The organism is Gordonia sp. G4 (assembly GCF_057770005.1).
Genome location: NZ_CM173442.1, coordinates 474,604 through 489,193, shown reverse-complemented (window position 1 = coordinate 489,193; position 14,590 = coordinate 474,604). Strand labels below are relative to the sequence as shown.

Sequence of the window (14,590 nt, the reverse complement as noted above, 5' to 3'; positions counted from 1 at the left end):
GGTCACCCGCCGAGCGGCGGCAGTCGCCATGGTCGCGGTGCTGCTGGCCCTGATCATCGGGGCGAGCGCGTCGTTCCTCGGTGCCTTCAAGGGCACCCAGCAGGTGACCCTCGTCGCGCCCCGAGCCGGGCTGGTGATGAACCCCGACGCCAAGGTGAAACTGCGTGGCGTCGAGGTGGGTCGGGTCGCCGAGATCTCCGAGCGCGGCGGCGACGCGATCCTGACCCTCGACATCGCCGACGGCGACATGGCGAAGATCCCCGCGAACGTGGCGGCCGACATCAAGTCGAACACGATCTTCGGCGCCAAGGCGGTCAACTTCGTGGTCCCCGGAGAACCGGAGGGCACGCTGACCGCGGGAGCCGAGATCCCCGCCGACCGGGTGGTCGTCGAACTGAACACCGTCTACCAGCAGCTCGTCTCGGTGCTCGCCCAACTCCAGCCGGAGAAGCTCAACGCAACCCTCGGCGCGATCAACACGGCTCTGCAGGGGCAGGGCGACGAGATCGGCGACGCCCTCGAGCAACTCACCGCGCTGCTCGGCAAGACCAACCCGCATCTGCCCGCGCTCAACCGCCTGTTCCGGGAAGGCGCGACCGTCACCAACGTGTACGCGGACTCGATGCCCGACCTGCTGCGGACCGTCGACAACTTCACCGTCGTCGGGAACACGTTGGTGGACAACACGTCCAACCTCGACGCGCTGCTCATCAACGCCACCGGGATGGCGAACACCATCGACGGGGTCATCGCGCCGTCGAAGAAGACACTCATCGGTGCGCTGTCGGACCTCGACCCCATCGCCGCGCTGCTGGGTTACAACGCCCCGGGGATCAAGTGCTTCCTCACCGCCAGCGCGATCGCCTCCGAGGTGGCGGCGCCGTTCCTCGGTGAGCGCAACGGCATGCTGATGCTCGACGCCGGTCTGCTGCCGGGCAAGGATCCCTACGCCTACCCCTACGACCTGCCGCGGGTCGGGGTCGAAGGGCCGCCGACGTGCCAGGGCGGGCTCAGCGATCCCTCCTCCGCGGTGCCGGCACCGTTCTACGTCGGCGACAACGCGCCGCAGCCCTATCAGCCCAGGACCAAGCCGAAGGCGAACTCGCAGAAGCTGTTCCAGATCCTGTTCGGAGAACCGCCCCGTGGATAACCGCGCTCGCGCGTTCCGCGCGACCCTGATCAAACTGGGTGCCTTCACCGTGGTGATGGTCCTGGTGTTCGTCGCGCTGGTCGTCGTCTTCAGCCGCTATCGTTCCGGCGCGTCGAACGAGTACAGTGCCGTCTTCACCAGCGCGTCGGCGATGAAGTCGGGCAGCAAGGTCAAGATCGCCGGCGTCGAGGTCGGATCGGTCGGTGACGTCGAACTGAACCGCGACAACGATGCCGTGATCACGTTCAGCGTCGACCAGAAGTATCCGCTCCCGGAGTCGGCCCGCGCGCTGATCCGGTACGAGAACCTCACCGGCGACCGGTATCTCGAGTTGCAGCAGGGGACGGGCAACACATCGACCTTCCTCGCCGACGGTGCGCAGATCCCGGTCGGCCAGACCGAGCCCGCGCTCGACCTCGACAAGCTCGTCGGCGGCTTCAAACCGCTGTTCCGGACCCTGGACGCCGACGACGCCAACGCGCTCACCAGTTCGCTGATCGCGGTCTTCCAGGGGCAGGGCGGTGCGTTGAACACCTTGCTGGGCAACACCGCGTCGTTCACCGACTCGCTGGCCGACCGCGACCAGTTGATCGGCGACGTGATCAACAACCTCAACACGACCCTCGCCACGCTCGACGGCGACCGGGAAGGCCTGGACACCAGCGTCGATCTCCTGCAGCAACTGGTCACCGGGCTCGCCGAACAGAAGGCCACGGTCGGCAACGCGCTGACGCAGACCTCGCGCGTCACCAACGGTCTCGCCGATCTGCTGGCCACCACCCGGCCGACCCTGCAGTCGATGGTGACCAACACAGGACGGGTCTCGGAGGAGTTGCTGGCCGCGGAACCCTTCATCCGCAACCTGATCTCGCGACTTCCCGAGGACTACAAGACGCTGTCGAACCTGGGCTCCTACGGTGCGTGGCTGCAGATCTACTTCTGTCGCATCCGCCTGTTGCTCCCGGCACCCGGGGGGCAGACGATCCTGTACACCTCGAACAACGTGATGGGCAACACCACGACGGCCGGCGGAAGGTGTGACGGCTCATGAGTCTTCCGTTCGGAGGTATGTTCTCGAGCCGCAGATCCGAATCCGACGAGGCCGACGTCGCCCGCGAGGTGAAGCGCGGGCAGCGAAGCCGCGCGCAGGTCGGCGTCATCGGCATCGTCGTGATCGGTCTGGTGGTGATCACCGCGATGCAGATGGACAAGCTGCCCTACATCTCGCCGATCAGCACCTACACCGCCTATTTCGACGACGCGGGCGGACTCACCAAGGGCGACATCGTCACCGTCTCCGGTGTCCAGGTCGGCACGGTCGAGTCGATCGCACTGGCCGGCACCGACGCCGGGACCAAGGTCGAGGTCGGATTCCGCATGGACGACACCGTCCAGATGGGGGCGGACTCCCAGGCCGCGATCCGGACCGAGACCGTGCTCGGCCGACGCAATCTCACCGTCATCCCGCACGGCGGGGACCGGATCAAGCCCGGTGGCTCGATCCCGGTCGGCAACACGATCTCGCCGTATTCGCTGCAAGACGCGCTCGAGGGCGCGACGGACACCGTGGCCGAGACCGACACCGAGCAGCTCAACGAAGCGCTGAACACGCTGACCATCACCTTCTCCGAGACCCCGGATCAGGTGCAGGGAGCGGTCAACGGTGTGGCGCGACTGTCGAAGGCGGTCGCCGACCGCGACAACGAGTTACGGGCGCTGCTGGCCAAGGCCAACCAGGTCAGCAAGATCGTCGGCGACCGCAACGAGCAGATCAACCGCCTGCTCGTCGACGCCAACGCCCTCGTCGGCGAGATCGAGATGCGGCGCTACGCGCTCAACCAGTTGATCAAGGGAATCGGCGACGTCACCGCTCAACTGCGGGGTTTCATCGCCGAGAACAATGCGCAGCTGACGCCGGTCCTGCAGAAGTTCGACCGCGTCGCGACGATCCTCACCGATCAGGAGAAGGAACTGAAGGAGACGATCGACCGGCTGGGACCGTTCGCCAACACGCTCGGCGAGGCGGTGGCGTCGGGTCCGAACTTCGACTCGCTGGTCGGACTCAACACCTTCGGCGACTACACCGCGGTCTTCCTCAACGCATTGCGCGGCCGGTACCCGCAGCTGTGGCAATCGTTCATGTACACCGCCTTCCCCCTCCTGCCTGATGCCTGGCAGCAGGGACCGCCGGTGGGCAGCGATCCGCCGCGCGGACCCCTGCCGAGGCCGACCTATCCCACGCCCGCGCCGACCACGAGGGGGAGGTGACATGACCGTCGGAAGTATGACCATCGGGCGCAAGGTGCTCTTCGGTGTGCTCGCCGTGGTTCTCGCGATCGCCCTGATCCTCGTCGGCTGGAAGGTGTTCACCAAATCCACGACGAACACCTTCACCGCCTATTTCGGCGGTGTCGCCAGTCTCTACAAGGGCGACCCGGTCCGGGTGCTCGGTGTGAACGTCGGCAGTGTCTCGGCGATAACCCCGCGCGAGAACGACGTGAAAGTCGAACTGCGCGTGGACAAGAGCGTCGACATCCCGCAGGACGCGAAGGCGGTCATCGTCGCACAGAGTCTGGTCTCGGGCCGGTTCGTGCAGCTGACGCCGGTCTACTCGGGCGGGCCGCAGATGTCCGACGGCGCCGACATCCCGATGGATCGCACCGCGGTGCCGATGGAGTGGGACGACATCAAGGCCCAGCTCACCCGGCTCACCGAGGCCATCGGGCCGGAGGGGGCCGATCCGGGGTCGGCGGCCAAGGCGGTCAACGTCTTCGACGAGAACCTCGAGGGCAACGGGGAGGCGATCAACGCCTCGATCCGCGAGGTGTCCGACGTGATCGGCACCCTCGCGGCCGGCAGCGGCGATCTGTTCGCCACCATCCAGAGCCTGCAGAAACTGACCGACGCACTGTCGGGCAGCCACGAACAGCTGGTGCAGTTCAACGGCCGGATCGCCTCGGTCAGTTCGGTTCTCGCGGACAACACGACCGAACTCGACGAGGCGCTGAAAGGCCTCGACGCGGCGATGACCGACGTGCAGACCTTCATCGACACCAACCAGACGGCGCTGTCGTCGTCGGTGGAGCGACTGGCGGCGAGTACGAAGATCGTGGCGGACAAGGACCAACAGGTGCGCGGCGTGTTGCATTCGGCGCCCAACCAGCTCGCGAACTTCTACAACATCTACAACCCGCTGTCGGGTTCGCTCTCGGGTGTGTTCGGTCTGGGCAACGGCACCAACCTGATCACGCTGCTGTGCGGGTCGATGGAATCGACCAAGCGACCCGGCACCACGATGGCCGACGTCGACAAGTGCGTGGAGATCCTCGCGCCCGTCCTGTCGTCGATCTCGATGAACTACCCACCGTTCCTGACCAATCCGGTGCAGGGCCGCAACGCGACACCGAGCCAGCTCCAATATCAGAACGCGAGTGTTCGCGCGCGTGCGAACGCCGGTGTCACCCGGTTGGACAACGAGACCCGGCGTGACAATCGGGGCAGTCCGCTCGAGGATCTGCTGGTCCCGTTCGGAGGTGACCGATGAGGCCGGCACGCCTGCGCGGCGGGCTGGTCACGGGCGCGGCATCCCTCGCGCTGATCCTGGCCGGATGTTCGTTCGACGGCCCCAACTCGCTGCCGGTCCCGGGCGCCGAGGGCACCGGTGGTGGTTCCTACGAGATCACCGCCCTGATCCCGTCGGCTGCCGGACTGGTCAACAACGCGCCGGTCCTCATCGACGACGCGACGGTCGGGAGCATCGGCGACATCGAGGTGGAGGACTGGAACGCGCTGGTCACCATCCGACTCAACGACGGTGTGATCGTCCCGCGCGGGTCGCACGTCATGGTGGGGCTGACGAGTGTGCTGGGTTCGACGCACCTGGAGATCGTGCAACCGGCCGAACCCGAGGGCGGCCGGCTCGAGCCGGGCGACCAGATCCCCCTCACCAAGTGCCCGGAGCAATCCAACATCGTGCCGGACCCGTCAGTGCCCGCGGTCCCCGACATCAATGCGGCACAACAGGTGTCGGCATGCACCTATCCCAGTACCGAACAGGTGCTGAGCTCACTGTCGGTGGTGCTCAACGGTGGTGGCCTGTCGCAGATCGGCGACATCGTGCACGAGATGAGTGAGGTCTTCGGCGGACGCGAGGACCAGATCAAGGAACTCATCCCGCGGCTGAACACACTCGTCGCCGATCTGGATGCGCAGAAGGGCAACATCATCCGGGCCACCGAAGGACTCGACCGGTTGTCGCGCACCATGAACGAGCAGGCCGGCACCATCGAACGCGCGCTCGCCGACAGTCCCCAGATACTGCAGCTGCTCGTCGACCAGCGTCAGCAGTTCCTCGACACGCTCGGCTCGGTCGCGACACTGTCGAAGACCGCCAACGACATCCTCGATGCCAACTCCGAGAACATCGTGACGATCGTGGAGGGCATCGAACCGGCCCTCGATCAGCTCCAGGCCGCCGGTCCCGCGATGACGCAATCGCTGAACATCCTGCTGACCTTCCCGTTCTACGAACCGACGATCCGGACGATCGTCAAGGGTGACTACGTGAACTCGGACCTCGTCCTCGATCTGACCCTCGAACGCCTGAACAAGACGATGTTCGCCAGTCTCGGCGTCACCGGTCCCGAGGGCGTCTTCGGTCGTCCGGCCGGCGCCGCCGCGCGCGGGCTCGACCCGTTCATCGCGCCGCTGCAACCGGGTGGTGAGCGGTTGCCCGACTCGACCGAACCGGTTCCGGCGAACATGATCCCGCGGAGTCCGGCGGTCACGCCGGTCCCGGCGGCGGGGGGTGGCCGCTGATGAAGATCACGCGATTCGTCCGGATGCAGCTGATGCTCTTCGCCATCGTGACCGTGGTCGCGATGGTGGTGATGGCGCTGTTCTACATCCGCATCCCGTCGATGTTCGGGGTCGGTAGCTATCAGGTGCAGCTGCTGCTGCCCACCAGCGGTGGCCTGTACCAGAACGCGAACGTCAGCTATCGCGGCGTCTACGTCGGCAAGGTCGACTCGGTGCAGCTGACCGACACCGGTGTCGAGGCGATGCTCACCATCGAGAACGGTGCGGAGATCCCGGCGTCGTCGACCGCGTCGGTGCGCAGCGTCTCCGCGATCGGCGAGCAGTTCGTGGAGTTCACGCCGGACCCCGAGGCCGGTGAGTCCGGAGAATTGCTGCAGGACGGTGCCACGGTCTCGACCGACAAGGTGCCGGTGGAGATCTCCGCGATGCTCGACCAGGCCGACCGGTTGCTCGCCGAGATCGGCGACACTCGGCTGCGCTCGCTCATGGACGAGGCCTTCGTCGCGTTCAACGGCACGGGGGAAGCGCTCCAGCGGCTGCTCGACTCGATGGTCCTCTTCGTCGACGAGGCGAACAAGAACACCGACACGACGATCCAGCTGGTCGAACAGGGTGCGCCGCTGCTGGCCACCCAGTCGCGCACCGCCGACGCCATCCGATCCTGGACGCGGGACGTCACCGCGTTCACCGACCAGCTCCGCGCGAACCGCCCCGAGATCGGCGACATCCTGCGGAAGGGGCCGGCCACCGCGTCGAAGAGCCAGGAACTCTTCGAGTCCCTCGGTGCGTCGTACCCGCTGCTGGTCTCGAATCTGGGGACCATCGCCAAGACGCAGGTGGTGTACCTGCCGAACTGGAAGCAGGTGCTGGTTCTCTATCCGCGACTGGTCAGTTCGCTGATCACGGCGCTGAACACCGGAACCACGCGGTTCGGACCCAACGTCAACTTCTCGCTGGCCTTCCAGGACCGGCCGCCGTGCAACATCGGCTTCCTGCCGAAGGAGGACTGGCGCTGGCCCTCGGAGCAGACCGCCCGTGAGTTGCCGCCGGGCATGCTGTGCCGGGTGCCGCAGAACTCCAACATCGCCGTCCGCGGCGCCCGCAATTACCCGTGCGCGGAGTTCCCGGGACGACGGGCGCCCACCCCGGCTGAGTGCGAAACCGGCTATGTACCCAAGCCGGGCTCGGTCGACCCGTTCCAGAGCGGACTGCCGTTCGGGCTGAAATGGCAGCCGGCCTCCTCCGGTACCGTGACACCGGGCACACCGAAGGACTTCGACGCGGAGCCCGCGGTGTACGCCACGACATACGACCCGGACTCGGGCAACTTCATCGGACCCGACGGGAAGACCTACAACGCCGGGGCCGGCAGCGATGAGCAGGGACAGAGCAGTACATGGCAGACGATGATCAGCGGGACGGTCGCCCCGTGACCCCGGACGGGCCCGGTACGGCATCCCCAGATCGCACCGGCACGGGTGACAGTCGGAATACGAAGCGGCCCGTGCGGTCGGCTCCGATCAGGCGTGGTCGTCCCGCCGGCAAGAAGCCGTCGAAGTCGTCGAAGCCGACCGCACCGGCTCCCGCACCCGACGATCCCGCAGCCACAGATGGGGACACCGACACGCCGTCGCCGGCCACCGCCGATTCCGCGCACGACACGACGTCGACGGTGTCCCCGCCGGAGTCGAGCCGGCGGACCGACGCCGAACCACCGATCGCGCCCGACCCGTCCGAGGTCGAGAAGACCGTCAGCTACCGGGAGCGCCGACGAGCCCGGACGGCTGCGTCGTCGAATGCCCGGGCACCGAAGGGCAAGCGCCGCATTCGTTATCGCGGTTCCGGCCGTCGCTCGCCGCGGACAATCGTGGGTGTTGTGGTGGCGCTCGTGGTCATCGTGGTGTGTGCCATCGCGTCGGTGGTGTTCGCGCTCGGTATCGCGCGACAGGACCGGACCGACGACCTGCGTGCCGAGTATTCGGCGTTCGCGTCGCAGGTGCTCGTGAACCTCACCAGCATGAACCCCGACACCGTCGACCAGACGCTGAACTCGGTGCAGGAGGACACCAGCGGCAAGGTCAAGCAGGAGGTGGAGACCAACATCCAGCAGGTCGCGGCACTCGTCCGGGACGGCAAGCTGGAAACACGGTCGCTCATCCTCAGCTCCGCGGTCACCAAGGCCGAACCCGACGAGGGCTCGGTCATCATGGTGTTCGGCTGGCACCAGCGGTCCCTCGACGGCGAGGTGCCGTCGCAGGAGAAGGTCTTCCGCTGGCGGGTCGACATGACACGGATCAACGGCGACCTCAAGATGACCGACTTCGAGTGGGTGGCGTGATGGCGTCGAAGTCGAAGTCGAAGTCGAAGTCGAAGTCGAAGTCGCGATTCACGGTGGGGAAGGGGCGTCTCGGGCTGATCGCGCTCGGTGTCGTGCTGGTCGCCGCGGTCGTGGCGACAGCGTTCCTCGGGTTCCGTTTCACCCAGGGCCGCGCCGTCGAGGATGCGCGTGCATCGTCACTCACGGCGGCTCGTGAGTATGCGACGACGATGTTCGGCTACAACGCCGAGAACGTCACCGAGCACATCGATCAGTCGATGAGTGTGCTCACCGGGCCGGCCAAGCCGGAGTACACGAAACTGATCACCGACAACAACCTCGCCGCCGAGGTGCGCAAGCAGTCGGTGGTGTCCGAGGTGACGATCCAGGACGCGGGCGTGGTGACCAACACGGCCGACACCTCGCAGGTCTTGATCTTCATGAACCAGTCGGTGACCCGCGGCAACAAGGAACTCGTCAGCATCAATCCGTCGCGGCTGACCTTCGACATGAAGCGCGAGGGCGACCGCTGGCTCATCAACGCCATCGAGGTCATCACCGACGACACGTTCCGATCGAAGATCGAGGTCGTCGAGTCGCTGCCCCCCGACGCGAAGCCGGTACCCGCCCCGAGTTCCGCCCCCACGGCGACGCCGTCGGGGACGCCATCGGTGGCCCCCGGCCCCGCCGGAGCGCCGGTTCCCACCCCCTGACCGCGTTAATCCGTTGCGGCGCGCCGCAATCGGGCGTACTTTCGCGGGTACACAAGGAAGGAGGTGGTCTGATAGTGATTTCTCATCGGACATGTGAGGTGACCATCCGCTAGCAGTTGACCGTGTGGCATTCGTGTCGCACCGAGACGGGATCCATCCGTCGGTCGGCGCAAGCGAATACCAGGTGGTCACCCGGCCCCCGCATCCCGACCCGGTCCGGTCGGCGCAGGCCCCTCGTGGGCGATGCGGGGGCCGTTCCATGTCCGGCCGCGTTCGGTGAGTACCCGTACGGGGTAGAAGTAGACCTGGCGCAGGTACCCCTGGGGGGTATATCCTCACCCGTATGGACACGCACCACGACCATCCACGCGCAGCGGCCTCGCCGACGACCGGCCACGCGGCGAGCCCCCACACCCCAGCCGGGCACGGCAACCACGGGGAGCACGACGGGGATGCCGACCACGGTGGGCATGCCGATCACAGCGGGCACGTCGACCGATTCCGGCGACTGTTCTGGATCATGCTCGTCCTGGCCATCCCGACCGTCGCGTTCAATGACATGTTCGCCGACATCCTCGGTTACGAGCTGCCCGACGCGGAGTGGGTGCGATGGGTGTCGCCGCTGTTCGGCACCGTTGTCTACCTGTGGGGCGGACGTCCGTTCCTCGTCGGTGCGGCAGAGGAGATCCGTACCCGTCGTCCGGGGATGATGCTCCTGATCTCGCTGGCCATCACCGTCGCGTTCGTCGCCTCCTGGGGTTCGACGCTGCACCTGTTCGACCATGAGCTGAACTTCTGGTGGGAGCTGGCCCTGCTCGTGGTGATCATGCTGCTCGGTCACTGGATCGAGATGCGTTCGCTGGCGCGGACGACGTCGGCGCTCGACTCACTCGCCGCGCTCCTTCCGGACGAGGCCGAGAAGGTCGTGGGGGACGACATCGTCTCGGTGCCGCCCGACTCCCTGGTCGTCGGCGACGTGGTCGTCGTCCGGCCCGGAGCGTCCGTACCCGCCGACGGCACCATCGTCGACGGCTCCGCGAACATGGACGAGTCGATGGTCACCGGCGAGTCGGCCCCCGTTCGGCGTGGGATCGGTGACGTCGTCGTCGCCGGCACCGTCGCGACCGACTCCGGACTGCGGGTCAGTGTGAACGCGACCGGCGACGACACCGCCCTGGCCGGCATCGGACGCCTCGTCGCCGACGCGCAGGCCTCCTCGTCGCGGGCCCAGCGGCTCGCCGACACCGCGGCCGGGTGGCTGTTCTGGTTCGCTCTCGGTTCCGCCGTGCTCACCGCGATCGTCTGGACCGCCGTCGGGTCGCCCGACGACGCCGTCGTCCGCGCCATCACGGTGCTGGTCATCGCGTGCCCGCATGCACTGGGACTGGCGATCCCGCTCGTCGTCGCCATCGCGACCGAGCGAGCGGCGCGCGCCGGGGTCCTGGTCACGGACCGGCTCGCACTCGAGTCCATGCGCAACGTCGACGCCGTGTTGTTCGACAAGACCGGCACCGTGACCAAGGGGGAGCCGACCGTCGTCGAGATCGAACCCGCTCCGGGACACGATCGGCGTCGGGTGCTGAGCCTCGCGGCCGCCGCGGAGGCGGCCAGTGAGCACCCGTTGGCGTCGGCGATCACGCGTGCCGCCCGGGCCGACGGGGTCGACACGCTCGCCGCCCAGGACTTCTCCTCCTCGCCCGCGGTGGGGGTGTCCGCGTCCGTCGACGGGCACGAGGTCCGGGTGGGTGGACCCAACCTGCTCGACGAACGGGGCCTCGACGAGCTGTCCGTCTCGGCGGCGTGGCGTGCGCAAGGTGCGATCATCCTCCACGTGCTCGTCGACGACCGCGTCGCCGGAGCGATCCGGCTCGCCGACGAGGTCCGGCCGGAGTCGCGCGAAGCCGTGGACGAACTCCACGCGCTCGGTGTCCAGGTCGTGATGATCACCGGAGACGCGCAGGCCGTCGCCGACGACGTCGCCGGTCGACTGGGCATCGATCGGGTGTACGCCGGGGTCCGGCCCGAGGACAAAGCTGCCATCGTCGGCGAGCTGCAGCGTGAGGGACATCGCGTCGCCATGGTCGGCGACGGGGTCAACGACGCCCCCGCCCTCGCGCAGGCCGACGTCGGAATCGCCATCGGCGCCGGTACCGACGTGGCGATCGGCTCGGCCGGCGTCGTCCTGGCCTCCTCCGATCCGCGATCGGTCCTGTCGGTCATCGAGCTGTCGCGCGCCGGCTACCGGAAGATGCGGCAGAACCTCTGGTGGGCAGCGGGATACAACCTCGTCTCGGTGCCCTTGGCGGCCGGAATCCTGGCGCCGGTCGGCTTCGTCCTGCCGATGAGCGTCGGTGCCATCCTGATGTCCGCGTCGACGGTGGTGGTGGCGCTGAACGCCCAGTTGCTGCGACGGCTCGACCTGCGTCCCGGTTCCGTCGGAACCCGCTCCGGGCGCAGGTAGGCCAGGCCGGCGCACCGGCGACGGACGTGGTGATCCGCGTAGCGCAGTACTCGCGAGATTTCGGCACCGAACAGCTGGAATGGTCACACAGCAGAGTCCACGGCGCCCGTCGAGGCGTCGAGAGGGAGAAGGAGCGATGGTGGCCACATCTGTCGCCGCGGCGGTCGGAGAGTCGAACCGCAACCGGGATGAACCCGGCGTGGGCGAACGCTATTGGACCCCGGGCGATCCGGACTTCGGGACGGCGTCGCCACCCCGTTTCGAGTTCGCCGATCCCCACGCCGCCGGGTTGTTCCACGCGGGGTCGTTCCACGCCGAAGGCACGTCCCACGACATCGGTGACCGCATCACCATCCACAACCGCGGCCTGCGCGATGCCGCCGCGGTGGTTCTGCTCGCCGACGGCACGTCGTATCTCGAACCGTTGACTCCCGGCTCGGAAATCGTTCTGCCGGAATGTGATTCACTCACCTATGTGCAGGCGCCGCGCACCACCGGCGGGCGGCCGGTTCTGTACGGCGCGGTGTGGGTGCGGTCCGGACGGGTGATGCCGGTGACGCTGCCGATTCCCACTCGGCGCGAGTTTCTCGATGCCCGGTATCTCACCCCGTGGAGCGCGGAGTGGAACGGCGGTGTCTCCGGCAGACAGATCCTCGACGCCGCTGCGGCGGGCATCTCGTATCAGTACCGCACGGGCGGCTCGACGTTTGTCGTGCGCAACTCGGGCCGTGACTGGATCGGCGTGGTGCATCGATCCGGGACCGACATCACCTTCGTCGAGTGTCCACCGGGAGAACGCGTCTGCTTCGAACTGTCCCCACATGCCGCGCGGGCCGAGGTGTTCTCGGTCGTCGGGCGGCGTGTCGGTGGTACGGCCGGGCACGGACCGTACATGTCGCCGTCGGGGACGGTGCATCCCGGCTGGGCGGGACGTCCGGGCGAGGCCACCGCCTACGGATCGGTCGTCGTCATGCTCGGGGCGCCGGTGTACAGCGCACTACCGAAGCGGAATCTGTACATGGCGTTCTCGGATCGGCGACGCGGGGGTTCCGGCCCGATCAGCCGACGTGGCGGCGCAGCTTGGCGGACAGTCGCGGGGTGAGGTCCCCGTCGGCGTCGAGGCGTTCCTCGACATAGGCGAGGTCGCCATCGGCGACGAGGCCGTACAGGCGTTTGGCGCCGCCGGTGCGTCGGCCGGATTCGGCCTTGATGACGACGTCGGTGGCGAGTTCCCAGGTGGTCTGGTTCAGCGGGGTGCCGTAGAAGAGCTCGATCGATCCCTCGGCGTGCGCGAGGAGCAACTCGATGGAGTCGTCCTCACCGATCCGCCAGAATCCGGATTCGCGGAGATCGGGCTGTTGATAGGAGGCGTCCTCGTCGATCACCCACGAGCGGGACTCCCAGGCGAGGAAGTTCTGACCGTCGTGCGAGACGACGATCTGCTGTGCGAAGTGGTAATCGGTGTCCGTCTCGGGATCATGCCCTTCACCCTCTCCGCGCCACACACCCACGAGGGGGAGCAGGGCGAGGAGGCCGGGGTGGAGATCGGCACCCAGGCGGAGGTTGGCGGTGTCGGCGGGGAGCGGCAGATCATCCCAGGTGGGGATGTTGCGTTCCCGGCTGCCGGACTCCGCCGCACGGGCTTCGGCCTGACTGATCGCCTCGTCGCCGGACCGGCGGGGTTCGGCGTCGGCGACGAACCCGTCATCGGAGGGCTCCGGATGACCTGGATTGTCCGCGGCCGGACCTCCGGGTGCGGACGTCACGACTCGTCGGTCACCAGGCGGTACAGCGTGTAGACACCGAACCAGGTGATCAGCACAGCGGCCAGGATCAGCAGGATTTCGAAGAAGAGGACCACGAGAGAAATTCTAACCCCGGGCCGGCGGGTGGGCCTCCGCAGGGTCGCAACGAGACAGCCCGGTCACCGCGGATGCGGTGACCGGGCTGTCTGGTCGACATCGGCGTCACTTCGAGACGGTGATGTCCTTCTCGTGGATGCCGGGGCCCTCGGGACTGATCGTCACGTCGCCGTTGCCCACAGCGGACAGGGCGCGAAGCGTCCAGGTGCCGGGGGCGGCGAAGAAGCGGAAGTCACCGGTGGGCGAGGCAACGACCTCGGCGGTGAATTCACCGGTCGAGTCGAGCAGACGGACGAAGGCGCCGGCGACGGGCGAGCCCGAGCCGTCGGTGACCTGTCCGGTCAGGACGGTCTCCTTCTCCACGTCGACGCCCGCGGGCAGCTTCTGTCCCTGCTTGGGTGCAGCACACATATCTCTTACTTTCCTTCTCCGAGTTCGATCGGGACGCCGATCAGCGAGCCGTATTCGGTCCAGCTGCCGTCGTAGTTCTTGACGTTCTGGTGACCGAGCAGTTCCTTCAGGACGAACCAGGTGTGGCTCGAGCGCTCGCCGATACGGCAGTAGGCGATGGTGTCCTTCGAGCCGTCGAGGCCGGCCTCGCCGTAGAGCTCCTTGAGCTCCTCGTCGGACTTGAAGGTGCCGTCCTCGTTGGCGGCCTTGCTCCACGGCACGTTGATGGCGCTGGGGATGTGGCCGGGACGCTGGCTCTGCTCCTGCGGGAGGTGAGCCGGCGCGAGGATCTTGCCCGAGAACTCGTCAGGGCTGCGCACATCGACGAGGTTCTTGACGTTGATGGCGTCGACGACCTCGTCGCGGAAGGCGCGGATGCTGAGGTCCGGCTCGCCTGCCTTGTAGGTCGTGGCGGGGCGGCTGACGGCATCGCTGGACAGCGGGCGACCGTCGAGTTCCCACTTCTTGCGGCCGCCGTCGAGCAGCTTGACCTCGTTGTGGCCGTACAGCTTGAAGTACCAGTAGGCGTAGGCGGCGAACCAGTTGTTGTTGCCGCCGTAGAGGATCACGGTGTCGTCGTTGGCGATGCCGCGCTCGGAGAGCAGGGCGCCGAACTGCTCGGCGTCGACGAAGTCGCGGCGGACCGGATCCTGCAGGTCGGTCTTCCAGTCGAGCTTGACGGCGCCGGCGATGTGGCCGCCGTCGTAGGCCGAGGTGTCCTCGTCGACCTCGACGAAGACGGTCTTGTCGGCATTGAGGTTCTGCTCAGCCCATTCGGTGCTGACCAGGACGTCGGAACGTGCCATGGCGGTGTCCTTT

At 67.3% G+C, this 14,590-nt stretch carries 13 protein-coding genes; 10 read left to right on the top strand and 3 right to left on the bottom strand.

The features are described from left to right. Positions 1 to 28 precede the first annotated feature (28 nt). From AC3B5T_RS01910 to AC3B5T_RS01865, 10 genes are all read left to right on the top strand, one after another. On the top strand, positions 29 to 1,150 hold the full coding sequence (locus tag AC3B5T_RS01910) for an MCE family protein (protein ID WP_044507199.1): 1,122 nt from the start codon (positions 29 to 31) through the stop codon (positions 1,148 to 1,150). Continuing rightward, positions 1,143 to 2,201, top strand: coding sequence for an MCE family protein (locus tag AC3B5T_RS01905; RefSeq protein ID WP_014928754.1), 1,059 nt, complete (start codon positions 1,143 to 1,145; stop codon positions 2,199 to 2,201). Before AC3B5T_RS01910 ends, AC3B5T_RS01905 begins: the two co-directional genes overlap by 8 nt. Next, positions 2,198 to 3,418, top strand: a complete 1,221-nt coding sequence (locus tag AC3B5T_RS01900; protein WP_055474377.1) for an MCE family protein — start codon at positions 2,198 to 2,200, stop codon at positions 3,416 to 3,418. The genes AC3B5T_RS01905 and AC3B5T_RS01900 overlap by 4 nt, the downstream gene beginning before the upstream one ends. 1 nt (position 3,419) lies before the next feature. Then, a complete protein-coding gene (locus AC3B5T_RS01895; protein ID WP_010840628.1) occupies positions 3,420 to 4,694 on the top strand; it encodes an MCE family protein in 1,275 nt (424 codons plus the stop codon). Then, a complete protein-coding gene (locus AC3B5T_RS01890) occupies positions 4,691 to 5,968 on the top strand; it encodes an MCE family protein (protein ID WP_010840627.1) in 1,278 nt (425 codons plus the stop codon). The genes AC3B5T_RS01895 and AC3B5T_RS01890 overlap by 4 nt, the downstream gene beginning before the upstream one ends. Then, complete coding sequence (locus AC3B5T_RS01885; protein WP_010840626.1) at positions 5,968 to 7,401, top strand: MCE family protein; 1,434 nt, start codon at positions 5,968 to 5,970, stop codon at positions 7,399 to 7,401. The genes AC3B5T_RS01890 and AC3B5T_RS01885 overlap by 1 nt, the downstream gene beginning before the upstream one ends. Continuing rightward, entirely contained in the window at positions 7,365 to 8,306 is a 942-nt protein-coding gene (locus AC3B5T_RS01880) for a hypothetical protein (RefSeq protein WP_055474376.1), read from the top strand. Before AC3B5T_RS01885 ends, AC3B5T_RS01880 begins: the two co-directional genes overlap by 37 nt. After that, entirely contained in the window at positions 8,306 to 8,998 is a 693-nt protein-coding gene (locus tag AC3B5T_RS01875) for a hypothetical protein (protein WP_488358166.1), read from the top strand. The genes AC3B5T_RS01880 and AC3B5T_RS01875 overlap by 1 nt, the downstream gene beginning before the upstream one ends. Positions 8,999 to 9,341: 343 nt before the next feature. Beyond that, positions 9,342 to 11,459 carry a heavy metal translocating P-type ATPase gene (locus AC3B5T_RS01870; RefSeq protein ID WP_055474375.1) on the top strand — a complete coding sequence of 706 codons (2,118 nt, stop codon included), beginning with the start codon at positions 9,342 to 9,344 and terminating at the stop codon, positions 11,457 to 11,459. A gap of 136 nt (positions 11,460 to 11,595) precedes the next feature. Next, a complete protein-coding gene (locus tag AC3B5T_RS01865) occupies positions 11,596 to 12,561 on the top strand; it encodes a hypothetical protein (protein WP_055474374.1) in 966 nt (321 codons plus the stop codon). On the opposite strand, the gene AC3B5T_RS01860 is transcribed toward AC3B5T_RS01865, so the two are convergent. From AC3B5T_RS01860 to AC3B5T_RS01850, 3 genes are all read right to left on the bottom strand, one after another. After that, positions 12,518 to 13,225: a heme-binding beta-barrel domain-containing protein gene (locus tag AC3B5T_RS01860; protein ID WP_488358164.1), complete on the bottom strand. Its 708-nt coding sequence runs from the start codon at positions 13,223 to 13,225 to the stop codon at positions 12,518 to 12,520. The genes AC3B5T_RS01865 and AC3B5T_RS01860 overlap by 44 nt on opposite strands. Positions 13,226 to 13,426: 201 nt before the next feature. Further along, positions 13,427 to 13,732: a DUF1416 domain-containing protein gene (locus AC3B5T_RS01855; RefSeq protein ID WP_010840619.1), complete on the bottom strand. Its 306-nt coding sequence runs from the start codon at positions 13,730 to 13,732 to the stop codon at positions 13,427 to 13,429. Positions 13,733 to 13,737: 5 nt separating this feature from the next. Continuing rightward, a complete protein-coding gene (locus AC3B5T_RS01850; protein ID WP_010840618.1) occupies positions 13,738 to 14,577 on the bottom strand; it encodes a sulfurtransferase in 840 nt (279 codons plus the stop codon). Between the last annotated feature and the right edge of the window lie 13 nt (positions 14,578 to 14,590).

Coding starts and splice junctions, on each gene's coding strand:
- AC3B5T_RS01865 (WP_055474374.1), top strand. CDS start 11,596: ATGGTGGCCACATCTGTCGCCGCGGCGGTCGGAGAGTCGAACCGCAAC.
- AC3B5T_RS01850 (WP_010840618.1), bottom strand. CDS start 14,577: ATGGCACGTTCCGACGTCCTGGTCAGCACCGAATGGGCTGAGCAGAAC.
- AC3B5T_RS01910 (WP_044507199.1), top strand. CDS start 29: ATGGTCGCGGTGCTGCTGGCCCTGATCATCGGGGCGAGCGCGTCGTTC.
- AC3B5T_RS01890 (WP_010840627.1), top strand. CDS start 4,691: ATGAGGCCGGCACGCCTGCGCGGCGGGCTGGTCACGGGCGCGGCATCC.
- AC3B5T_RS01880 (WP_055474376.1), top strand. CDS start 7,365: ATGGCAGACGATGATCAGCGGGACGGTCGCCCCGTGACCCCGGACGGG.
- AC3B5T_RS01870 (WP_055474375.1), top strand. CDS start 9,342: ATGGACACGCACCACGACCATCCACGCGCAGCGGCCTCGCCGACGACC.
- AC3B5T_RS01895 (WP_010840628.1), top strand. CDS start 3,420: ATGACCGTCGGAAGTATGACCATCGGGCGCAAGGTGCTCTTCGGTGTG.
- AC3B5T_RS01855 (WP_010840619.1), bottom strand. CDS start 13,732: ATGTGTGCTGCACCCAAGCAGGGACAGAAGCTGCCCGCGGGCGTCGAC.
- AC3B5T_RS01875 (WP_488358166.1), top strand. CDS start 8,306: ATGGCGTCGAAGTCGAAGTCGAAGTCGAAGTCGAAGTCGAAGTCGCGA.
- AC3B5T_RS01900 (WP_055474377.1), top strand. CDS start 2,198: ATGAGTCTTCCGTTCGGAGGTATGTTCTCGAGCCGCAGATCCGAATCC.
- AC3B5T_RS01885 (WP_010840626.1), top strand. CDS start 5,968: ATGAAGATCACGCGATTCGTCCGGATGCAGCTGATGCTCTTCGCCATC.